The sequence below is a fragment of the Pseudomonas sp. NPDC087346 genome, from assembly GCF_044744235.1.
Lineage (GTDB): Bacteria > Pseudomonadota > Gammaproteobacteria > Pseudomonadales > Pseudomonadaceae > Aquipseudomonas.
In genome coordinates this window covers 27664-48232 of sequence record NZ_JBIUXX010000022.1, presented here as the reverse complement: position 1 = coordinate 48232, position 20569 = coordinate 27664, and the positions used below count along the sequence as shown (strand labels likewise).

General features: G+C 56.5%; 32 protein-coding genes and 1 other RNA gene. 31 read left to right on the top strand and 2 right to left on the bottom strand.

The window, feature by feature from the left end; genetic code table 11:
• Positions 1-51: 51 nt before the first annotated feature.
• The 19 genes from ACIOZM_RS15225 (at position 52) to ACIOZM_RS15135 (ending at position 9061) form a co-directional block, all read left to right on the top strand.
• The gene (locus ACIOZM_RS15225) at positions 52-774 is read left to right on the top strand and encodes an AAA family ATPase (RefSeq protein ID WP_401215218.1); all 723 of its coding nucleotides are present in this window, start codon (positions 52-54) and stop codon (positions 772-774) included.
• A complete protein-coding gene (locus tag ACIOZM_RS15220; protein ID WP_401215216.1) occupies positions 774-1553 on the top strand; it encodes a hypothetical protein in 780 nt (259 codons plus the stop codon). Before ACIOZM_RS15225 ends, ACIOZM_RS15220 begins: the two co-directional genes overlap by 1 nt.
• On the top strand, positions 1550-1924 hold the full coding sequence (locus ACIOZM_RS15215) for a hypothetical protein (protein ID WP_401215214.1): 375 nt from the start codon (positions 1550-1552) through the stop codon (positions 1922-1924). Before ACIOZM_RS15220 ends, ACIOZM_RS15215 begins: the two co-directional genes overlap by 4 nt.
• On the top strand, positions 1908-2393 hold the full coding sequence (locus tag ACIOZM_RS15210) for a hypothetical protein (RefSeq protein WP_401215211.1): 486 nt from the start codon (positions 1908-1910) through the stop codon (positions 2391-2393). The genes ACIOZM_RS15215 and ACIOZM_RS15210 overlap by 17 nt, the downstream gene beginning before the upstream one ends.
• Positions 2393-2887 (top strand): hypothetical protein, encoded by a 495-nt coding sequence (locus ACIOZM_RS15205; RefSeq protein ID WP_401215208.1) that lies wholly within the window; start codon positions 2393-2395, stop codon positions 2885-2887. Before ACIOZM_RS15210 ends, ACIOZM_RS15205 begins: the two co-directional genes overlap by 1 nt.
• Positions 2880-3356, top strand: coding sequence for a hypothetical protein (locus tag ACIOZM_RS15200; RefSeq protein WP_401215205.1), 477 nt, complete (start codon positions 2880-2882; stop codon positions 3354-3356). The genes ACIOZM_RS15205 and ACIOZM_RS15200 overlap by 8 nt, the downstream gene beginning before the upstream one ends.
• A complete protein-coding gene (locus ACIOZM_RS15195; RefSeq protein ID WP_401215202.1) occupies positions 3356-4000 on the top strand; it encodes a DUF3164 family protein in 645 nt (214 codons plus the stop codon). The genes ACIOZM_RS15200 and ACIOZM_RS15195 overlap by 1 nt, the downstream gene beginning before the upstream one ends.
• 59 nt (positions 4001-4059) lie before the next feature.
• Positions 4060-4278: a hypothetical protein gene (locus ACIOZM_RS15190; protein ID WP_401215199.1), complete on the top strand. Its 219-nt coding sequence runs from the start codon at positions 4060-4062 to the stop codon at positions 4276-4278.
• An RNA gene (locus tag ACIOZM_RS15185) (hammerhead ribozyme type II) lies at positions 4277-4347 on the top strand. Before ACIOZM_RS15190 ends, ACIOZM_RS15185 begins: the two co-directional genes overlap by 2 nt.
• 21 nt (positions 4348-4368) lie before the next feature.
• Positions 4369-4779 (top strand): gp16 family protein, encoded by a 411-nt coding sequence (locus tag ACIOZM_RS15180; protein WP_401215197.1) that lies wholly within the window; start codon positions 4369-4371, stop codon positions 4777-4779.
• Entirely contained in the window at positions 4776-5219 is a 444-nt protein-coding gene (locus tag ACIOZM_RS15175; protein WP_401215194.1) for a Mor transcription activator family protein, read from the top strand. The genes ACIOZM_RS15180 and ACIOZM_RS15175 overlap by 4 nt, the downstream gene beginning before the upstream one ends.
• Complete coding sequence (locus tag ACIOZM_RS15170) at positions 5219-5722, top strand: hypothetical protein (protein WP_401215191.1); 504 nt, start codon at positions 5219-5221, stop codon at positions 5720-5722. Before ACIOZM_RS15175 ends, ACIOZM_RS15170 begins: the two co-directional genes overlap by 1 nt.
• 422 nt (positions 5723-6144) lie before the next feature.
• Positions 6145-6432, top strand: a complete 288-nt coding sequence (locus ACIOZM_RS15165) for a putative holin (protein ID WP_401215188.1) — start codon at positions 6145-6147, stop codon at positions 6430-6432.
• 2 nt (positions 6433-6434) lie between these two features.
• A complete protein-coding gene (locus tag ACIOZM_RS15160) occupies positions 6435-7067 on the top strand; it encodes a transglycosylase SLT domain-containing protein (RefSeq protein WP_401215185.1) in 633 nt (210 codons plus the stop codon).
• Positions 7064-7699 (top strand): DNA-packaging protein, encoded by a 636-nt coding sequence (locus ACIOZM_RS15155; protein ID WP_401215182.1) that lies wholly within the window; start codon positions 7064-7066, stop codon positions 7697-7699. The genes ACIOZM_RS15160 and ACIOZM_RS15155 overlap by 4 nt, the downstream gene beginning before the upstream one ends.
• The gene (locus ACIOZM_RS15150) at positions 7686-7910 is read left to right on the top strand and encodes a TraR/DksA C4-type zinc finger protein (protein ID WP_401215179.1); all 225 of its coding nucleotides are present in this window, start codon (positions 7686-7688) and stop codon (positions 7908-7910) included. Before ACIOZM_RS15155 ends, ACIOZM_RS15150 begins: the two co-directional genes overlap by 14 nt.
• Positions 7907-8239 carry a hypothetical protein gene (locus ACIOZM_RS15145; protein WP_401215177.1) on the top strand — a complete coding sequence of 111 codons (333 nt, stop codon included), beginning with the start codon at positions 7907-7909 and terminating at the stop codon, positions 8237-8239. Before ACIOZM_RS15150 ends, ACIOZM_RS15145 begins: the two co-directional genes overlap by 4 nt.
• A complete protein-coding gene (locus ACIOZM_RS15140; protein ID WP_401215174.1) occupies positions 8236-8544 on the top strand; it encodes a hypothetical protein in 309 nt (102 codons plus the stop codon). Before ACIOZM_RS15145 ends, ACIOZM_RS15140 begins: the two co-directional genes overlap by 4 nt.
• The gene (locus ACIOZM_RS15135; protein ID WP_401215172.1) at positions 8498-9061 is read left to right on the top strand and encodes a DUF3486 family protein; all 564 of its coding nucleotides are present in this window, start codon (positions 8498-8500) and stop codon (positions 9059-9061) included. The genes ACIOZM_RS15140 and ACIOZM_RS15135 overlap by 47 nt, the downstream gene beginning before the upstream one ends.
• A gap of 5 nt (positions 9062-9066) precedes the next feature.
• Here the strand turns inward: ACIOZM_RS15135 and ACIOZM_RS15130 are convergent, their stop codons facing one another.
• A complete protein-coding gene (locus ACIOZM_RS15130) occupies positions 9067-9534 on the bottom strand; it encodes a hypothetical protein (RefSeq protein ID WP_401215169.1) in 468 nt (155 codons plus the stop codon).
• Positions 9535-9596: 62 nt separating this feature from the next.
• Between ACIOZM_RS15130 and ACIOZM_RS15125 the strand changes: the two genes are divergently transcribed.
• Both ACIOZM_RS15125 and ACIOZM_RS15120 read left to right on the top strand, forming a co-directional pair.
• A complete protein-coding gene (locus tag ACIOZM_RS15125; RefSeq protein WP_401215166.1) occupies positions 9597-11147 on the top strand; it encodes a hypothetical protein in 1551 nt (516 codons plus the stop codon).
• The gene (locus tag ACIOZM_RS15120) at positions 11147-12691 is read left to right on the top strand and encodes a DUF935 domain-containing protein (RefSeq protein WP_401215164.1); all 1545 of its coding nucleotides are present in this window, start codon (positions 11147-11149) and stop codon (positions 12689-12691) included. Before ACIOZM_RS15125 ends, ACIOZM_RS15120 begins: the two co-directional genes overlap by 1 nt.
• On the opposite strand, the gene ACIOZM_RS15115 is transcribed toward ACIOZM_RS15120, so the two are convergent.
• Positions 12688-13047 carry a hypothetical protein gene (locus ACIOZM_RS15115; RefSeq protein ID WP_401215161.1) on the bottom strand — a complete coding sequence of 120 codons (360 nt, stop codon included), beginning with the start codon at positions 13045-13047 and terminating at the stop codon, positions 12688-12690. The two genes, ACIOZM_RS15120 and ACIOZM_RS15115, sit on opposite strands and share 4 nt — an antisense overlap.
• 64 nt (positions 13048-13111) lie before the next feature.
• Between ACIOZM_RS15115 and ACIOZM_RS15110 the strand changes: the two genes are divergently transcribed.
• The 10 genes from ACIOZM_RS15110 to ACIOZM_RS15065 all read left to right on the top strand — a co-directional run bounded on the left by ACIOZM_RS15110 (position 13112) and on the right by ACIOZM_RS15065 (position 20566).
• Positions 13112-14398: a PBECR2 nuclease fold domain-containing protein gene (locus tag ACIOZM_RS15110; RefSeq protein ID WP_401215159.1), complete on the top strand. Its 1287-nt coding sequence runs from the start codon at positions 13112-13114 to the stop codon at positions 14396-14398.
• A gap of 100 nt (positions 14399-14498) precedes the next feature.
• Positions 14499-15053, top strand: coding sequence for a phage virion morphogenesis protein (locus ACIOZM_RS15105; RefSeq protein ID WP_401215157.1), 555 nt, complete (start codon positions 14499-14501; stop codon positions 15051-15053).
• A gap of 142 nt (positions 15054-15195) precedes the next feature.
• A complete protein-coding gene (locus ACIOZM_RS15100; RefSeq protein WP_401215155.1) occupies positions 15196-15696 on the top strand; it encodes a hypothetical protein in 501 nt (166 codons plus the stop codon).
• 150 nt (positions 15697-15846) lie between these two features.
• Positions 15847-16818 carry a phage protease gene (locus tag ACIOZM_RS15095; protein ID WP_401215152.1) on the top strand — a complete coding sequence of 324 codons (972 nt, stop codon included), beginning with the start codon at positions 15847-15849 and terminating at the stop codon, positions 16816-16818.
• Between the two features lie 29 nt (positions 16819-16847).
• Positions 16848-17741: a Mu-like prophage major head subunit gpT family protein gene (locus tag ACIOZM_RS15090; RefSeq protein ID WP_401215150.1), complete on the top strand. Its 894-nt coding sequence runs from the start codon at positions 16848-16850 to the stop codon at positions 17739-17741.
• A 9-nt stretch (positions 17742-17750) separates the two neighbouring features.
• Positions 17751-18242, top strand: a complete 492-nt coding sequence (locus tag ACIOZM_RS15085; RefSeq protein ID WP_401215147.1) for an HI1506-related protein — start codon at positions 17751-17753, stop codon at positions 18240-18242.
• Entirely contained in the window at positions 18239-18727 is a 489-nt protein-coding gene (locus ACIOZM_RS15080) for a phage protein Gp36 family protein (RefSeq protein ID WP_401215144.1), read from the top strand. Before ACIOZM_RS15085 ends, ACIOZM_RS15080 begins: the two co-directional genes overlap by 4 nt.
• Positions 18727-19278, top strand: a complete 552-nt coding sequence (locus ACIOZM_RS15075; RefSeq protein ID WP_401215141.1) for a phage protein Gp37 — start codon at positions 18727-18729, stop codon at positions 19276-19278. The genes ACIOZM_RS15080 and ACIOZM_RS15075 overlap by 1 nt, the downstream gene beginning before the upstream one ends.
• Positions 19278-19472 (top strand): hypothetical protein, encoded by a 195-nt coding sequence (locus ACIOZM_RS15070; RefSeq protein ID WP_401215138.1) that lies wholly within the window; start codon positions 19278-19280, stop codon positions 19470-19472. The genes ACIOZM_RS15075 and ACIOZM_RS15070 overlap by 1 nt, the downstream gene beginning before the upstream one ends.
• Positions 19469-20566: a phage tail sheath C-terminal domain-containing protein gene (locus tag ACIOZM_RS15065; RefSeq protein ID WP_401215136.1), complete on the top strand. Its 1098-nt coding sequence runs from the start codon at positions 19469-19471 to the stop codon at positions 20564-20566. Before ACIOZM_RS15070 ends, ACIOZM_RS15065 begins: the two co-directional genes overlap by 4 nt.
• Positions 20567-20569: the final 3 nt, after the last annotated feature.

The window sequence follows — 20569 nt, the reverse complement described above, 5'->3', positions numbered from 1 at the left end:
CTAAAGGAAGTCGGCGTGTTGCAGCACGCCAGACTAGATAGGAGAAGCACAGTGAGTGTAACCAAGATTGTACCTTTGACAAATGTCGGCTTGTTGTCCGGCGCGATGAAGCGCGCTCAGGCGAGACCTGTAGGTCTTCCGGGACTCGTAGCCATGTACGGCCCAAGCGGTTACGGCAAGAGCGCAGCAGCGGCCTTCGCGGCCAATCAGCATCGTTGTTATTACACCGAATGCCGGGATACCTGGAGCAAAAAAGCATTTTTGCTCGCCATCCTTCGCGACATGAGCATTCTGCCGGGACGTACCCTTTCCGAGATGGTGGATCAGATCGCAATTCAGCTGTCGGCGTCACGGCGCCCGCTGATTGTCGACGATGTGCAATACCTGCTCGACAAGGCAGCAGCTAACGTGTTGACCGACATCTACAACGCAAGCGAAGGGACAATTGTCCTGATTGGTGAAGAGCGTGTCCCATCATCTTTACAGCGCCTGGAGCGCTTGCATAACCGTGTGCTGGAGTGGGTGCCAGCGCAACCTGCAACCCTTGAGGACGTCCGCCAGCTTGCAGGTGAAAGCTACCCAGAACTTAAGTTCAGTGATGATCTTTTGGAAGATCTAACCCGAGTGACCAAGGGCTGCTTGCGCCGAATCGCGGTCAACCTTTACCGAGTTCAGTCTGAGGCATCAGCAATGATGCTCGATTATGTCGATATGGCGGCATGGGGAACAAAGTCTTGGTTCACTGGCGAAGCGCCAAGCCGGAGGACTCGCTAATGGCTGGTCGCACACCTCATTTGCTGGTTACCGGCACTAAAGAACCTCGGCAACGTATGTGGGAATCCATCCGCCTGCTTCGCCCTGGCTTCTCGATTAACGACATCGCACGTCGTAGCGGTCAACAACCGAACGACATCAGTCGGTATTTCCAGGCCTTAACCAAGGCCGGAATCATCAAGTTGATCGAATGCCCGAAAGGGAAAGAGGGCCGGGTTTTTGCTCTGGTTAGCGATGAAGGTGCGGAGCATCCGCGCCTCAATAGCAAAGGCCAGCGCACGTATGCCCATCTGGCGACGGAGAACATATGGCGAACTTTGCGAATTTTGAACGGAAACCTGACTGTTGAAGATGTAGCGCAGACGGCGTCCACCGGAGGCGTCGTCCTGACGCCTATCAAAGTGCGTCAGTACATGAATGCACTTGCAGAAGCTGGCTATCTCGAAAAAACCGAGAACGGTGTGCACACGCAAGACACCTACAGGCTGATCAGTGCGAAAAACACAGGGCCTCGCCCGCCTGAAATTCGACAGCTGGATTCTCTCCAGGTGTACGACCCCAACCTGAGCAAATTGGTATTCGCCGAGACAACCGGCACCGCTGGTGCTGATCGCAGCCTTGTCGAGCCGGGGATTGCATTGCTACGCACCCGCGATCTGCTCGCTGAATGGCTTGAGTTGGCGAATAACAACAAAGGGCCTATCACGCTTCCCGCAGATCTAACACAACGCACGCGTCTGGAACTGGCTACACCGGGAGAATCGGGAGGCCTGCAATGACCGCCGTAAATCTTTCGAATTGGGGAGATGAGCCGCCGCTATTCATTCGCCTGCTGGCCACCGAAGTTCGGGCGACCGACCGAGGGAAGGCAGCAGCTCGTATCGGCATGAGCCGCACGGCAGTCAGCTTGATTCTGGCAAACAAGTATCCAAGCCCAAGCACGGGAGGCGTTGAACGACGCGTAATGAACGTGCTTGGCCGGATCGATTGTCCTGCTGTCAGCGAAACAGTGACTGTGGAGCAATGCCAAAGCTACCGCGACCGACCGCCACCAACCCACAACCCGCAAGCGATGCAGCATTGGCGAGCCTGCCAGCACTGCCCTCTGAACCCAAACTGCAAAGGTGATGGCTATGCAACTGTCCACTAATCCAGCGATTCAGATCTATGTGAAAGGCTCCAGCATGATCCAGCTGCACTTCGCTGGCCGGTGTGTTGGGTTTGCGGTGTCGTATCGCTCCGCTGGATTTGAAGCGGATCGGCTGAACCATCTGCTTTCGTCCCTGCAACAGCATGGGCGTAAGGGGCCAGTAGATGCGACTACTGGCATTTCGTTCGGTTCTGATGCGTTGGAAGTTTCTGGCTCTTACGTGACGGGGTTCGCATCAGAGGTCTGGGTTGTTGAGGCTGGCGATGGCACACCTGTCCGCTCTTTTCCCTCTCAGAAGCTCGCAGAAAGTTTCCGTGATGCCCTTGATGATTATGACCGGGCGCTGCCACCCAGCGGTGAAAACGGTGAATGGACAGATACGCAAATCGAATGGTTCCGCAACCATCCGGCGCCAATTGCATCAGCATGCGGTGGTTCGTTTCAGGTTCGTAAACAGGGGGTGCACTGATGCGCACTCGTTGCCCGAACTGCGGAACCACCCTTTCGCTTGACGCGCTCATCGCACACGACGGCGCACGTGAGGCACTCGGTATCGCTTTCAAAATGTCCGGCCCTGTTGGTCATGCCTTGGTTCGCTACCTCGGTTTGTTCCGTCCAGAGACCCGCGAACTAACCATGGATCGTGTTGCAAAGCTTCTCGGTGAGCTGCTTCCTGACCTTCAGACCCAACGCATTGAGCGCAGCGGTCAGGCATTCGAAGCGCCGCCAGAGTGTTGGCTGTGGGCCATTGACCAGACCTTGACTGCTCGTGAGTCGGGACGCTTGGCAACGCCACTTAAGGGGCATGGCTGGCTGTACCAGGTCATGTCGCAATATCAACCATCAACAGCCGGTAACGCGGCAGTTTTGGTACCAGAAAGCCGGAACTTGCCATTGCGGCCACGTCAGCCGAGCCAAACGGCTTCGGCGATCAATGCGCTGGAGGAATGGGCAAGTGAATGACGCATGGCTTAGGCGAGAAATCGCCAAGGGCGTAGCTGGTCTTCTCGCCTTGCGCTTGGACGGCGCACCAGCAGCGGACTCGGCCACGAAAACAGCGGAAATCTGGTTGGTTGCTATGACCAAGGGCCGGGACTGGAACGAAGGAAAGGACGCAGGACGCATTCGCAAAGCATTCGAAACATTGTTTGCGACCTGTGAGCGCTGGCCCGCTCCAGCTCAGTTGCTGCGTGAACTTCAAACTCGCCCGCCAGAGCTTCGACTACCGAAACCACGGCGCACAGATAAGCAGATCAAGACCGGGAACGCGGCGCTAGACCATCTCGTGGCAACCATGAAAGGCAGGGCTCATACGAACTCTGCCCTGAAAACAAACAAGCAATTTGAATACTCAAGAAGGCAGGCCATGGCATCCACATTGGAGATGCAAAACGAGGCCCCACAACCAACATTTATGGAAGAACAAATCTGATGAACAACATCCCAGAAGGTTTTCGCCAGGACGCCAAAGGTCATCTGGTTCCTGAAGTACTGATCAAGCCGATTGATCTGGCTCGCGACGAACTGGTCAGCGAACTTGTAGGACGCGCGAAAGCGGTGTCCGCACAGCTCGGGCAGTTCAAGGCCTCGGCATTCGGCGACATCAAGGCATTCATTGAAATGTCTGCTGAGCAGTACAAGACAACGATTGGCGGCAAGAAAGGAAACGTCACTCTTCTGTCATTCGACGGTCGCTTCAAGATCGTCCACGCCGTACAGGACTCGATCAAGTTTGACGAGCGCCTGCAAGCGGCTCGCGTTTTGATTGATGAGTGCGCGGCCGAGTGGACACAGGACGCCCGAAGCGAAGTGCGTGTCCTGGTCAATGAGGCGTTCCGTGCCGACAGAGCGGGAGAGATCAGCACCGGGCGCGTGCTGGCCCTACGCAGGTTGGATATTCAGGACTCGCGATGGCAACGAGCGATGCAAGCCATCAGTGACGCTGTTCAAGTGGTTGGTTCCAAGAGCTACATCCGTGTGTATGAGCGTATTGGGGACTCAGATCAGTACGCATCCATCCCTTTGGATATCGCAAGCATCTTCGTCCAGGACGTTACGTCCTCGACGCTGCATTGATCTGCGATCAGCTCTGACAACACACCGACCACAACTGAACAAACGCGAGAACAAATCGAATGGCCAAGTTCCAAATCACAATCGAAGACAGCACCGATGGCGTGTCCATCACCGTAGATAACGCAAGCAAAATGAATGGCAGTGACGCAGGTCGCATCGCTGCACGACTGATTGCCCGTGTTCCCCTTGAAGGCAATGTCCGTCATATGGGCGGATGCGCTTGCGAGATCTGCCAAGCAATGCGGGAAAAACTCGTACTCAACCCAACGATTCACTAAGCGAAACCGGTCCAGGCAACTGGCCCGGTCTATCCGGCGTGGCATCCGGGTACTGATGAGCTGCCGAGGAATCTAAGGGGAAAGGAGAAAATGAATCGACGTAACGTAAGCCTATCGAAGATCCACATTGCTAAAAAAGATTTGGGCCTTGATGACGAGACCTATCGGGCCATGCTCAAGCGTGTCGCGGGAGTTGAGTCCGCCAAAGACTTGGGGCCTATGAAGGTAGCAGCGGTGCTGGCTGAGTTTGAGCGTCTCGGTTGGAAACCAAAGGCCAAGGCCGCAGGACGATCTGCTCCGAAGGTCGCTCCCGATAAGCAAAAGCTGATCGGAAAAATTCAGGCCTTCATGGCTGATGCCAAACGGCCTTGGGAATACGCCGATGGAATGGCGAAACGAATGTTCAAGGTCGAGCGTGTCGAGTGGTTGGACTGCAAGCAGTTGGGGAGTTTGGTGTCGGCGCTGACTTATGACGCCAAACGCAGGGGGGCGCCACAATGAGCCAAAACCAACTGTTTCCGGATGACAGCGACCGTCTTGATCCAAACAAAGTGCTGGCACATATGGAAGACCCATCGGTGATGCACCGCTGGGAAGGCACAATCAAGGAGATGGTAGAAATCGCTGAGGCTGAATTACGGGGCAAGCTGCAAGATAGGCCCGATGGTGTGCCCGAAATTGCCAGAGCGGTGGTTTTCGCCATATGCAATACGATGGGGGGAGCAGTGGTTTATCTGCCTCGCGGAGACTCGCTCAAGAAGGCCATGCGCGATGCCGCAATTTATCGAGATTGGCGTGACCTGAATATCCAGCCGACGGATCTGGTACGTAAGTACGGCCTTGCATCACCGACCATTTATGACATCATCGCCCGCCAAAGGGTGTTGCATCGACGCAACGAACCCGACCTATTCGGCTTTGATGACAGGACTGTTCATTAATGAAGTTGGCTATGAGAGCGGTAATAGCGGTATCGGTTGTTCATGCATCGTTCGTTTTTGCCGAACCGAGACTTCATCCCGCTCTCGTAGCCGATCTGAACCACGCCGAACTAAACCAGTCAACGGCTCAGATGTTGTGGTCGAAGAATCTGGACGCCTGCTTGACTCGCGATGATCAGGCTTTGGTGAAAATCCAGCAATCGGCCAATCAACAGCTCCATTCTCGTGGTAGTCCCTCTGCTACTTCATTCCCTAGCTGTGCACTGATGCTGACTGACGTTGTGTATTTTAATGGTGGCTGTTACACCGGCAAATTTTCACAAACGGAATTGGATCGAGTTCGGGCAAATTGGGAAAGGGACAACAGAGATTGTGAGAAGCAAATAGCGACCACAGCGGAGCCAGAAGTAAAAATCTCCGAAATTGACTGGGAAGCTGATCAACGAAAGAAGGGTGCGACCGACTCTGATATAGAAATGATGAAGACGCTCAGAGGCCTTTAATAAAAGCCCCGCTTAGTCGGGGCTTTTTCTTGCGCGTGTAAGAAACACAACAGCACTCCCTCCCAAGCGAATCTAGTCCGGACATCTACTCCGACAGGTTTGCATATGGCCGCCGCGCCCCGCTCATCCAGGCAATACGCTCAACTCGTAATCGACGCGCCTTTCGCGGACGACGTTCGGGCGCTGATGGACAAATGCCCTCCGGAATGGCGTACCACTGTCGAACTGATCGTTGAAAGTCATGAGCGCAGAATTGCCGAATATGTTCGGCAGAAAGAAAAACTACGCCCAGTTCGACTCGATACATCTCTGAGACTTGGTAACTACGCGGCAGCAGAGCCAGTACGGGGCAATCCCGTAATTGCTGCACGCTCTCTTGCGGATATCCGCGCTGCACTTAAACCGACAAAGGAAGTTCGTTGATGGTTGATATCCATCGGCGCCGCCGTGCGCCACGCATGACCGACTGGACGCTAATCACCCTCGCGTTACTGCTGTGCCTGGCAATCATCGCGCCAAACAAATTACCAATCGTTCTGTACAAAGCGGGCCTGGTCACATTGGGCGGTGTGCTCGGTTACTGGATCGACCGAGCGCTTTTTCCCTACGCTCGACCGAACCAAGTACAGCGCACTGAGCGAGCTATGGCAGGAATTCGCCGTGCGTTGGTGGTGCTGGCCTGCATCCTTGGCCTGACGTTGGGACTCTGACAATGCGCAGAATCCTTCTTTATATGGGGGCTGCTTGTGTGGGACTACTGGCCGGGTTGGCGAACAGCCCAAAAGCCTTGGCAGAGATCCCTGATCAGGCCGAACGCTATCGCCGTGACCTGACCCGCATCGCACAGGCCGAATGGGGTTTGGATGCGCCAGTGGCGACGTTCGCCGCGCAGATCCATCAGGAGAGCCGCTGGAAGTTCGACGCCAAATCGCCAGTCGGTGCGCAAGGCTTGGGCCAAGTGATGCCCTCGACCGCCACTTGGCTTGCCCAGGTATTCCCCAAGGCACTGGGCAAGGTCGAGCCGTTCAATCCGATTTGGTCGATGCAGGCACTGGTCAGTTATGACCGTTGGCTGGCATATCGCATTACAGCCCGAAACGCCTGCGAACAAGGTGCCTTGATGCTCTCGGCCTACAACGGCGGCCTTGGATGGGTCATCCGAGATCGCAAGTTGGCATCGGCAAAGGGCGCCGATCCGCTGACCTGGTTCGATTCGGTAGAGCGGCAAAACGCTGGTCGCTCTGCGGCTGCATTCAGGGAAAACCGCCAATACCCGCGCCTGATCCTTATGCGATGGGAGGCCCTTTATGTCGCTGACGGCTGGGGCCAAGGAGTGTGCCAATGAAGCGTCTGCTGGATCTGTTCAGCCCGGCCACATGGTGCGTTGCACTGATTGCCATTGTGGTGTTCGGGCTTCATGTGACACGTCAAGAAGGCTACGACGATGGTTATGCGCTGGCTGAGGCGGAAGGAAAGACGACTGCCTCTGATCTGCGTGAGGCTTTCGCCCTAGAGCGACAGGCGCTTGCCAACGCTGCCGCAGTCGCCGCGAAAAAAAGTCTCGCCGATCTGCGCACCGAACAGGAAAAGGGCAACCAGCTTGCCAGTCAGCTTGCCGACACCAAAGACGAATTACGCAAGAAAACAGAAAAGCTCACAGGGGAGATTACCCGTGTCACCACTCTCTATCGGCGCGCCCTCGATGCGCAGCCTGAACCGCTTCCTTCTGCTGTGTTCACTGCTGGCTTTGTCCGCGTGTGGAACACCGCCAACGGCATCAGTACCGCAATGCCAACCCCGAACAGCACCAGCGGAATTGCTACGCCGCCCAGCGGCACCGGAGCCGCTGACGAACTCGACTCCGGAGTTGGCCAGGCTCAAGTCCTGACAAACCAAGTGCGTAATGCCGAGCTGCACAGCACCTGCCGAGCCCAGCTCAATAACCTGATTGATTGGACGAACAATGGAAGTAACTGATGAGGCCAGCAAGCTGGAGGCCATCCACAACGAATCCGCTTTAGCGGCTCATTTGGCACAACGGGAAACCTTGACTGGCCCTTCCGCCGAGTTCTGCCAGATGGCTGATTGTGAAATGCCGATCCCCGAAGGTCGCCGTCTGGCCCAAGTGGGAGTGAGGTTTTGCACCGAGTGCCAAACCCGTCGCGACCGCGCAAGGGGGCGCAAATGATGATGATCGAAATGCCCGCTTGGCAATTAATCGGCGCAGGCGTGACCGTTTTGGGCGGCTTTGCCGGGTTAGTGAAGCTCCTGCTGCTGCAAATGGAACGCCGCCTCGATCAACGCAACGCAGTCATGGATGACCGGTTTAACGCCATCGCAAAAGACGGTGAACGTCTGCGCCAGCTTGAGCTGAGTTTTGAACGTCTGCGGGGTGACATGCCGCTGCATTACGTGCGGCGGGAGGACTACGTACGCAACCAGACCGTCATCGAGGCAAAGCTCGATGCGCTGGCAATGAAACTCGAAAACGTTCAACTGAAAGGAACCGCTAAATGATCGACCCCGCCAAAACGCGCCGGGAGTCCCTGCGCTGGTACATCATAAAAACCCTGGACACGTCGCGCCCGGTAGATCCGCACGAAGCCGTCGTGCTTGCCACCATTCAGGGCATCTATCCGGACTCCACAACCTTGGAGCTGCGCCGCGAACTGGATTACTTGGCCCACCGTAGCCTGGTCACCCTGGACAAGCAGCCAAACGGCGTTTGGATCTGCGGCCTGACTCACTATGGCGTTGATGTCGCCGAGTACACCATTGCCTGCAATCCCGGTATTGCCCGTCCCGAAAAATACTGGAGCTAAGCCCATGCCCCCGCGCAGCAAAGTCGCCAGTCTGCCTGCGGCTGTCAAAGCCTGGCTGGACAAAGCCCTCGCTGAAAACGGCTTCGGCGAATACGAAAGCCTCGCGGCCGAGCTATCGGCCAAGGGGTTTTCCATCAGCAAATCAGCATTGCACCGCTATGGCCAAGACTTCGAGTCCAAGCTTTCGGCGCTCAAGGTTGCCAGTGAGCAAGCGCGGGCTGTCGTGGCGGCTGCGCCTGATGAGGAAGGTGCCGTCAACGAGGCGTTGATGCGCCTGGTGCAAGAACATCTGTTCAAGCTGCTGATGGCGGGCGATGAAAAGATGGATTTGCCGAAGGTGGCGAAGGCTGTCGCTGAACTGGGTAAAGCATCTGTCGTGCAGAAGAAATGGCAGGCGGATTACCGCGAGAGGGCCGAGGCCGCCGCATCTCGCGTGGAAAAAATTGCGAAGAAAGGCGGGTTGAATCAGGCGACGGTCGATGAGATCCGTCGCGAAATTTTGGGTATGGCCGCATGAAAGCTTTAGCGCGTAAAGCGCCGAGGATTCGGAAGAGGGACAGGAGCCTTAGTGGGAATGACTGTTGTGCAGGAGTTGCATTTCAAGTTAACGCCCCATGGCTGCATCATGACCTTCATCCCTTTTTCAATGCAAAGTGCGCACAAGTAGTGACTTGGCTCATCACCTTTGGATTCGGGCTTGATCACGTATGCGAACGCGCCGGAAGGAAACTGATGCAGCTTGTATCGCGCCTTTTCTTCGTCCCATCGCTGAAATTTCGAGATATCTGCCTCAAGGGTACGTATGCGCTCAGCCAAGCCAGATTGCTCCATTTGCGCCGCATTCAACTGACCTTGCAAGCTCAACAGCACGCCATTCAGTTCGATAACCTTCGACGTCACTGCGGCGTCAGTCTTCAGCGTGAGCATACTTTGCGTGATATCAGTGGCCGCTTTGATACCGCTGTAAGCGCCCATTACCCAGTCCATCATGGTGAGAGTCCTTCTAAAGAAAATCCAGATCAGCAGATTAATGTGAAGTCTAGGTGCTGGCTATGACGACGCCCCTAAAAAATGGGCAGATATCCGCTCCCAGCGCTTTGCTTGGATATCAAAAGGAATGGATCGGTATCCGCGCCCCTCTCAAGGTTGGAGAGAAATCCCGCCGGATCGGCCTGACCTGGGCGGAAGCGGCCGACAACGTGCTGGTCGCTGCCGCTGAGAAACAAGCCGGTGGCCAGACGGTGTACTACTTGGGCTACAACCAGGACATGACGGTCGAGTACATCCAGGCCTGCGCCATGTGGGCGCGGGCCTTCAACTATGCGGCCGGTGAGATTGAGGAAGGCATCTGGCCGGAAAGCGATCCTGACAAGCACATCAAGACGTACACCATCACGTTCCCGAGTGGGCATCGGATCGTGGCTCTGACCAGCCGACCATCCAACCTTCGGGGGCGTCAGGGCGTTGTCGTCATTGATGAAGCTGCGTTTCACCAGGATCTGGCCGAGCTTCTAAAAGCGGCACTGGCACTGCTGATCTGGGGCGGCGAAGTGCATGTCATCAGCACGCACGACGGCACTGAAAACGCGTTCAACGAACTGATAAACGATATTCGTGCAGGCAAACGCAAGGGCGAACTGTTCCGCTGCACGTTCGGTGAGGCGGTCACAGATGGCTTGTACAAGCGTGTTTGCTTGCGCAAAGGCATCCCATACACGCCGGAAGAAGAAGCCAAGTGGGTACAGGGCGTTTATGGCTTCTATGGTGATGCGGCCGAAGAAGAATTGGATTGTGTGCCGTCTCAAGGTGGCGGTGCATTTTTGAGCCTGGCGTTGATCGAGCAGCGCACCAGTAAAGACGTTCCGGTCTTGCGGCTCAAATTCCCGCAAGGGTACGAGACCATCGCTGAACACACACGATTGGCGGAAACGCTGGAGTGGTGCGAGAACGAATTGCTGCCGCTGCTCCAGAAACTACCGCTCGACGCGCACAGCTATTACGGCCATGACTTCGCCAGGAGCGGAGACCTGTCGGTTATCTGGCCCCTGCTCAAAGATCAGAACATGCGTAAGCGCACGCCTTTTTTGGTCGAGCTGCGTAACGTCCCGTTCAAGCAGCAGGAGCAGATCCTCTTCTACATCGTGGATCGGTTGCCAAACTTCCAGAAAGGCGCGCCCGACGCACGCGGTAACGGTTCACAGCTCGCAGAAAGTGCAGCGGTGCGATACGGCTTCAATCGTATCGAGCGGGTCATGCTGACCGAGGGCTGGTATCGCGACAACATGCCGCCATTCAAGGCTGCATTGGAGGATGGCACCTTCGACGAGATTCCGGCCGACCGCGATGTGACCGGCGACATCCGCGCTTTCCGGATGGTGAAAGGCGTGGCCCGTATCCCGGAAAAACGCACCACCGAAAAAGGTGACGGCTCAAAGGCCGGGGACAAGCGCCACGGTGACGCCGGTATCGCAGCCGCTTTGGCCGACTACGCGTCACGCCAAGAAACTGAAATATTCGAATATCACCGAGTCCAACCGGCTAGCCAGGCTGATCGCGAGATCCAGCTCGGCGCCGGGTGGCGTTCTCAGAAAGGCATTTGGTAATGGCTGATTCTCGCATCGTTGACCAATACGGTCGCCCGATCCAGTACGACAAACTAACCGAAGAACTGGCGGCTGCCCGTACCACCGGCATTCGCCAGATTTGGCACCAGTCCGTGGCCAGCGGTCTCACACCTGGAAGACTGGCCAGCATTCTGCAAGCGGCCGCAGAAGGCTCGGCTCATGACTATCTGACCCTCGCGGAGGAAATGGAAGAACGCGATCTGCACTATGCCTCGGTACTCGGCACCCGCAAACTGGCGGTGTCCGGTCTGTCGATCCGCGTTGAGGCTGCAAGCGACGACCCCGAAGACATTCGCCGAGCGGATGCGCTTAAAGAGATTGTCGACTCGCCAGAATTCGGGGAACTACAAGCCGATCTTACCGACGCTATGGGCAAGGGTTACGCCGTGTCGGAGATTATGTGGGATCGGAGCGGCAAGACCTGGAGCCCTTCGCGCTTTGAACCGCGAGATCAACGTTTCTTCCAGTACGACCGAGAAACAGGTCGGGAACTGCGCCTGTTTGATGAGGCAGATCCGGTCAATGGCGTTGCCTTGGCGCCGTACAAGTTCATCGTTCATCTGCCGCGTATTCGCTCCGGCTTGCCAATCCGTGGCGGACTAGCTCGACTCGCTGCTGTGGGCTACATGTGCAAGGCGTGGACTTGGAAAGATTGGATGGGCTTTGCCGACATCTTTGGCATGCCAATGCGCGTCGGCCGCTATGGCCCAGGGGCGAGTAAAGACGACATTGCAACCCTGATGTCAGCGGTGGCCAACCTCGGCAGTGATGCCGCCGCCGTGATTCCGGACAGCATGAAGATCGATTTTCCGCAGGCCACCAGCGTTACCGGCGCGGGGGATTTCTTCAAAGGCTTGGCCGAATGGTGGGATAAGCAGGTCAGTAAGGCTGTAGTCGGTCAGACCATGTCCACCGATGACGGCTCCAGCCAAGCCCAGGCGAACATCCATAACGAGGTGCGTCTCGACCTGTTGCAAGCGGATGCGAAGGCAGAATCCAACACGCTTAATCGGTATTTCGTGCGGCCCTGGTGCGATCTGAACTTTGCACCTGGTCGAAAATACCCTCGCCTGATCCTCGACGTGCCACAGCCGGAAAATACGCAGCTCCTGGTCACGGCGCTGGAGAAGCTTGTCCCGCTGGGGCTTGAGGTCGAGCAGTCAGTGATTCGCGACAAGCTGAATATTCCGGAGCCAGCCAAAGGCGCCAAGCTATTGGGCGTCGCAGCTCCAGCATCTACGGCTACCGCTTTGAACAGTGAGCAGGTGCGCAGACCAAATGTTCAAAGGGATGTCGTAGATAAGCAGGTCGATACGCTGGAAAACGCAACGTCGGCAGCCATGGATGACATGGTGGGGCCCATTCGTGCGCTTTTGGATTCAGTGAGTTCTTTGGAGGAATTCCGGGATCGGCTGATCGAGACCTATCCCGAAATGAGTGCCAGCCAGTTTGCTGATGCCATGGCTGATGGTATGGCGGCTGCATGCATGGCTGGCCGGTATGACGTCATGCGTGGGCTTTAGTCGTCGATATTCTCCATCTTGTGAGAGATGTACTGACACTCTTGGCACAGCATGTCACCACTGGCATAGCAGTCCGCTAGGTCTTCATCGCTGATCCTACCGGTTCCCATGCAACCGTCTTCGCCAGATTCTTCATCGGAGCCCCAGACCCCATCACAAGCAACGTTTTCAACCAAAGGTCGAACGTGGTTTTCAGCATGAAAGCGTTGCGCATCCGATAACGCGGCAACGTCGCCACCGTTGCTAACGAGAATTTTGGCGGCGGCTACCGCTGCCGCTGGGTTACCGCTAACCACATTTTCTTCAATCAATTCAGGGTTGTTTCGAATGATGTAGTTCAAGGCTGCGAGGTTCATAAAGGCACTCCATTTCCCGTTTCAGTTGTTCTGATCACAAGTTCAGAGTTAGAGGTTATACCAGATGGCCATCACCCATGGTTCACTACCGTTCAGAGAGCAAATCGACTACTTCCGTGGCAAAACGGACATCCCGACCCGCGCTTGGACTGACATCTATAACGTCGAGCATGACTGGGCTTTTGTCGTCGCCGGAACCATGAAGCGCGATCTTCTGGGCGATATGCGCGGAGCCGTCGAAAAGGCGATTAGCCAGGGCTTGACTCTGGAGCAGTTCAGAAAAAACTTTGACCAGGTCGTCGGAAAGCATGGCTGGCAGTACAACGGTAGTCGTGGATGGCGCTCTCGCGTGATCTACGAAACGAACTTGCGCCAGTCCTACAACGCTGGCCGTGAGACTCAAATGGCAGATCCTGAGCTGCGCAAGCGCCGGCCCTTTGGGGTTTATCGCCATGGCGACAGCGCGAACCCGCGACCGAAACATCTCGCGTGGGATGGCATAGTGTTGCCGCTGGATGATCCGTGGTGGGCTAGCCACAGCCCGCAAAATGGGTGGGGCTGCAAATGCAAGAAGTTCATGGTGAGTCAGCGAGACGTTGACCGTATGGGCCTGTCAGTTGGCCCCGCGCCCGTCATTGAGTACGAAAGCAAGACAATTGGCATCAACAGCCCCAATGGCCCGCGAGTCGTCCAGGTGCCGAAAGGCATTGATCCGGGCTTTGACTACGCCCCTGGTCAATCCCGACTGAATGCGGCCGTTCCACCACTCCGAGCATATGACCCGCTGCCAGATCCTGGTGCGCGTGCGAGCAGTGTTCAAGGTGCGGGATTGCCAAATCGTCGTCCACCAGGTGCATTGCCGGCAGCGAGGGAAATGGCACCGGATCGGCTGCTGCCGTCAGGTTTGAGTGATGCCGAGTACGTGGAAAGATTCCTTGGTGAGTTCGGCGCGACCGATGCAAAGCCAGTGGTATTCCGGGATGTAACCGGGGATGCCGTCGTGGTTGGGCGCGAGTTGTTCACCAATGCCAAAACCGGCGCTTTGAAGATCCGCAAACGGGGCCACGCCCGCGAGCTGCTGCTCCTGGCGGATGCGATCAAAGACCCTGACGAAGTGTGGGTGCGTCTGGAGTGGCTCTACTCCAGGAACAAAGCGGTCGTGCGTCGGCGCTACATATCGCGCTATCTGGTCGATGGCGAGCCTGTACCGGCGCTGTCAGTTTTTGAGGTAGGAGAAGACGGGTGGGACGGAGTGACGACGTTTTCGCCAGAGTCGAATGACCCAAACTACCTGGAACAACTCAGGCTGGGCGTTCGCTTGTATCGCCGCCCGCAGATCGAAAAGAAGTAAAACCGCGCGCCGCCACACGCGATTGAACCCTGAGTGTAGGCCTGGAGGTCTTGGCGGAGACTGCTCGCTCAATGGGCAAATCAGATAGTAGGAGGTGTGTGTGGCGGGTGCAATGCTAAATGTAGAGCTGGACGACAACCGGACAGGTGCGGCGCTTGCCGAACTGATGGAGCGTCTCGGGGATCTGACCACGCCGCTCTTGGACATCGCCGAGTATCTGCACCAGTCAACGGATGACAGATTCACCCGACAGGTTGCTCCCGATGGTTCGCCCTGGGCGCCGCTGGCCCCATCAACTCTGGCCAGAAAGAAAGGCAATAAGATCCTTCGCCAAGATGGCCACCTGCAGGACACGATTCGACATAGCGTTAGCGGCAATGAACTGGCCTTCGGTACTGACCGGGTGTACGGCGCAATCCACCAGTTCGGCGGGAAGATCGAACATGCGGCCAAGTCACAGCAGGTTTACTTCAGTCATAAAAGCGGTGTCGTCGGCAATCGCTTCGTCAAACGCAGTAAGTCCAACTTTTCCCAATGGGTTACGCATGGGGCGCGTACAGCGGAAATGCCAGCCCGACCATATCTCGGTCTGTCGTCTGAGGATGACACTGAAATCCTTGCCATCATCGCTGACTACCTTTCTGGGTCTCTGTAAGCGGTCTCTTGGGAAAGCTCACTGACGGCGTTTTAGGGGGGGTGTCAGTACAACCGGGGCGGTTAGCCCTCGCGGCAGGCGTTAGAGATGCGTTAGATTCGCTCCAAGTCTATTTGTAAGCCCCTGCCTCGGATGAACGCGCATGGATCTGTACTCGTTTCAAATAATCACACTCGGAACGGACGCTGCGAATGGGCAGGCAACGTGGCCGCAATATCTAACAGCGCTATTGACCCCTTTAGTAGCTGCATTGGGTATTTGGATAGCTTTCAATCAATGGAAAACCGCCCGAATGAAGTTGAAGCTCGACTTGTTCGATAAGAGAGTTGCCGTCTATGAAACTGTCGTGCGTGTCGTGAGAGAAACAGTTCTTGAGGTGCACTTCACAGATGAAATGCTTTCAGATTATGTGGAGGGCATCGCTGGAACCCGTTGGCTTTACGACGAAAAAATGAAGGATTACTTGATCGAGCTTGTCGACTCACTAGGTCGCATTCGCCCGTTTAACGGCCTTCCAGACAACGCACCTGAGGGCTTTGCAAGCGAGATAGAAATGAGAGAACTCGAAGCTTTGGCGATGCTGGAGGTTCACTGGGATAAGCTCGACGAGAAATTTGCCCCTTATCTATCCCTTGGACACTGACGCTAATCGCCAGACCTTCCCGATACGCACCCATGCCCCATTCTCTACGTATAGAATGGGGCGTGAGTGCATACCCTCGACCCGATACCGGGCAAAGTCTTAAACCCCGCTGAAACTCCCCCTCTCTCATGACCCGCCGAAACTGGCGGCATGAACAAGACACTTCTCGCACTCAACACCGACCTTTCCGCCACCGTTATCGACGGTGTTGCACCTGAATGGGTTGAACTCATCCCTGCTGGCCCGAAGGTCGCTGGTCGCGACGGCCGTAGTTGGCTGTTCGACGATGCGTCTGTTTCTCTGCTGCTTGCCAACTTTGCCGACCGGTCTATCGATCTGCCGATTGACTGGGAGCACGCCACCCAGCACCGCGCCCCGAAGGGTGAAGACGCTCCGGCGTCGGCATGGATCAAGCAATTAGAAATCCGCGCTGGCGCTCTCTGGGGGCGTGTCGAATGGACTCCACGCGGAGCATCCGACGTGGTCAGCCGCGAGTACCGGTTCCTCTCCCCCGTCTTCGACTACGACTCGATCAGCATGCGCATCGTGTGCCTGGTCAGCGCAGGCCTGACCAACAAACCCAACTTCCTGCTTACAGCCCTCAACCACGAAAACCCGGAGATCACGCCAGTGAAGCTTTCACCTGCGCTGTTGGCCGCCCTCGGCTTGCCCGAAAACGCCACCGAAGAACAGGCCGCTGCGGCCGCAACTCAACTCAAAACCAACGCCCAGGCACTGAACACCGAGCGGCCAAACCTTGAACAGTTCGTTCCGCGTGCCGATTACAACGCACTCGAAACCCGTGCCCTCAACGCCGAACAAGGCTTGGCCACACACAAAAAAACACAACACGACGCCGCTGTAGAAACGCTGATCACTGCGGCAACTCAGGCCGGAAAAATCACCCCTGCAACCGTCGACTACCACCGTGCCGCCTGCCAAGACGAAACCGGTCTGGCTCGCTTTAAAGCGTACGTTGAAGCAGCCCCGGTCGTCGCGGCAGATACCTCGTTGGGCCAACGTCGAGCCGAGAACACCGCTACCGCTCTCAATGCTGAAGAGCAGCAAGTCGCATCGCTGCTGGGCATGAGCGAAGCCGAGTTCATCAAGGGCAAAGCCTGACTCGCCCCCATCTCTAAAGGACGCAATCAATGATTATTACTTCGGGTGCCTTGAGTGCGCTGTTTACCGCTTTCAAGGCCGAGTTCCAAAATGCGCAAGCAACGACTCCAACTGACTGGAAGCGAATTGCAACGTCGGTGCCGTCGTCGTCTGCCAGCAACACCTATGGCTGGCTGGGCCAGTTTCCGACCTTCCGTGAGTGGATCGGTGACCGTGTTCTAAAAAACATGGCAGCGCACAGTTACTCCATCACCAACAAAAAATTCGAGTCGTCGGTCGGCGTACCTCGCGATGCTATCGAGGATGACGAGATTGGTGTCTACAAACCATTGTTCGCCGAAATGGGCCGAGCATCCGGAGCGCACCCAGATGAACTGGTATTCGGTCTGCTGAAAGCTGGCCTGACCACTCTCTGCTACGACGGCCAGAACTTCTTCGACACCGACCATCCGGTCTACCCGCAAACCGACGGCACCGGCACAGCAGTGTCCGTCAGCAACTATCAGGACGGCGAAGGCCCTGCCTGGTATCTGCTCGATGTCAGCCGTGCGATCAAGCCAATCATCTTCCAGGTTCGCCGCAACTACGCGCTCAAGGCCATGACCAGCATGGATGACGAACAGGTCTTCATGCGCGATGAGTACCGCTATGGCGTTGATGCTCGTGTAAACGGCGGCTTTGGTTTCTGGCAGTTCGCTTACTGTTCTAAAGCACCGCTGACACCAGAAAACTACGCAGCCGCCCGGGCAGCAATGAAGGACTTCAAGGCCGATGGCGGTCGCCCGCTGGGCATTAATCCAGGCCTGCTGGTCGTGCCATCTCAACTGGAAGGCGCCGCCCGAAAAATCCTGGTCAAAGATGCCAATAGCGGTAACGAATGGGCGGGCACCGCTGAGGTTTTGGCACCGAGCTGGCTCGGATAAGGGGGCGTTATGACCATTGTTATCACTGCCAAGCGCGAGGGTTTCCGTCGCGCCGGTATTGCGCACTCCAGCAAGCCAACCCGCTATGCCGACGACTTCTTCTCTGAAGAGCAGTTGAAGGCAATGCTCAAAGAGCCGCAGTTGACCCTCGCTCATGTGGAGGATGAATTCGACCAGGTACAGGAGTCGTTCAATGAATCCTCTGCACAAGCCGCGTTATCGGAAACGTCCAACTCCACACAAGATCCCCAGTCGCAAGCGTCTGAAACAGGATCTACGTCTGTTGACGATGGTGTGGATGCTGCCCTCGCAGTCAACTCGACAAGCGATCAGGGCGGCCCAGCGGCTGGCGGAAATGTCGGCGATGTGGCGGGAAGCGCTGGTGCAGTAGTCAGCTCTGTGGTTACCCCGGCTGATGGCGGGGCCGAACCAGGTCAGGTCAGCGAAACTCAAGCGAAACCAGAAAAGCCGAAAGCCAAACCCAAGGATGGCGCCAAGTGAACATCGCACTCCCAAGCGCGGTTCAACTGATGCACCGCTTCGGTGAAGAAGAAATCACCGTTGCGGCCGTCAAGGCACCGAGAGCGCCAATTGAATCGAGCCTGTTGCTGGCGGCTGCCGAAGGCAAGCCGATGGACGACTGGAATCCGGAAGACATCGAAACGGCCGTCGATGCCCTGGCAAGGATCGCCGATGCGATAAGCCGGGCACGCAGTGAAGTTTCGTTCTACCTGCGTTTCCGTAAAGAGTCGGAGGACGCTCCTGAGTGGGTCAAGGATGACTTACCGGAACTCGCCCGCTACCACCTTCAGGGTACGGCCGTAGAAGAATCGGCAATGCGACTGCGCTACCGCGACATCATCAAACGCCTTGAAAAACTTGCGACTGAGGATGAGGCGCGGGGCGCGTCTGAATCGGGTGATTCAGGATTGCAGATTGCCCATCCACCTCGGCTGTTTACACGCAAATCCTTGGGGCGGCTGTGATGCTCGGGCCGCTAGAGGACGCCATTCTGGCTCGGCTGAAAGAACTTCAAAAAGCCGTTCCACGCTTGCGCCTGGACACTTACGGCGGAGAACTGAGCGATCCGGATCTGCTGGTCACTCTGATATCGAAAGGCCCGTCGATCCTTATCACCACTCCCAAGATCAGCTTCAGGCAGCGATCCAACCGGCACTACACCGCTGACCTGGTGTTTCGGTTGGTCATCTCCGCCGGTAATGAACGGAAGCTGCTCCCCAAGGGTGGCGACCCCGGCAGCTACTGGCTGTGGGAATCCTGCCTTTCCCTGCTGACCAACTGGCAACACAAGGAAGGTGGCTCGATGGTGAGGCCAACGGAATTCGCCAACCTGGTTAATGGCAAGTTCCAGGCTCAACACCTTTCGGTACTGGGTCAGTCATTTGCGCTCGCCCTTGACTGGGATGTTCCGGAGCCTGATTGGCCGGAGCTGGAGCGCATCGCTATGGAGTACCACGTACCGGCAAGTAATGCCGATGAGGTGGCCAATGACAACATCGAATTGAGGGACGCGTGATGCACGTTATCGCCGCACCTGGTCATCGGGTGCCTAAAGAAGATGACCCTTACACCTACATCGAATCGGCTCCGGCCGAGGCGGTTGAGGTGCCCGACACTTCTTACTACCGCCGCCGTGTTGCCAATGACGAGCTGTTGCTCGCCAAGAAGCGTGGTGGTGCCAAAGAACCCGCTAAAGGAGTCGAGAAATGATCGCCTTTGACACCATCCCGGCATCGATCCGAAAGCCTGGTGCTTACTTTGAATTCAACACTTCGTTGGCCGTGCGGAATTTGCCGACCAACAAACAGAGCATTTGCTTGATCGTTCCGCTGGGCGTCGATCCGGAATTGGCGGCGCATGTCCCGATGCCTGTTTACAGTGCGGCCGAAGCCAAAAGCCTGACCAATAGCGCCGTGGCCGAAGAAATGGTCGAAGCAGTCATCAAGTCGTATCGCTATGCAGCCCTGTCCATTGTGGGTGTTATGGTCGAGGGTGACGTAGAGCCGAACATCGCGGCCGCACTAGATGCTACTGCTGCGGGCAAGTTCACTATTCTGGTGCCAGCGTGGTACAGCCAGGCGGCAATGACCGCGCTTCGAACGCACATCCAGACCTACACCGACTCAATCGAGCAGCAAAGCATTATCGGTGTCGGCGCACTGACAACCACGTTGTCTGCCGCAACCACACTGGCTGGCTCTCTCAACTCCGGTGCGATCAGTCTGGCGGTGTTGCCTGGTACTGCTTCCAGTGCGCGCCAGGTCGCCTGCGCTTACGCGGCAAAGATTGCCTCTGAGGAAGATCCGGCGCGGCCACTGAACACTCTGGAACTGAACGGTATTCAGATCCCGCCAATCACCAAGCGTCTCGGCCGGACGGAGCAAGAAACAGCGTTGGCGAACGGCGTCACTCCGTTGGAAGTTGGCCCGGGTGATGTCATCCAGATTGTCCGTGCGGTGTCGACCTACACAAAGTCAGCGACCGGCGCGACGGATGTTTCGCTGCTCGATCTGACCACTATGCGCTCTCTGTATTTCATCCGAGAAGCCTGCCGTGAGCGCATCCGCCTGCGTTTTCCGCGCTCTAAATTATCGAACAAAACGCCTGCTGCTGTGCGGGGCGAACTGCTCGATGTCCTGAAGAAACTGGAAGAGCTGGAGATTGTTGAAGAGGTCGATGCCAACGCGGACGGCCTGATCGTTGAGCGCTCTCTCCAGGACGCCAATCGTTTGAATGCGGCGATCCCTGCCGATGTCGTCAACGGCCTGCATGTCTTCGCCGGTCGTATTGATCTGCTCTTGTAAGGA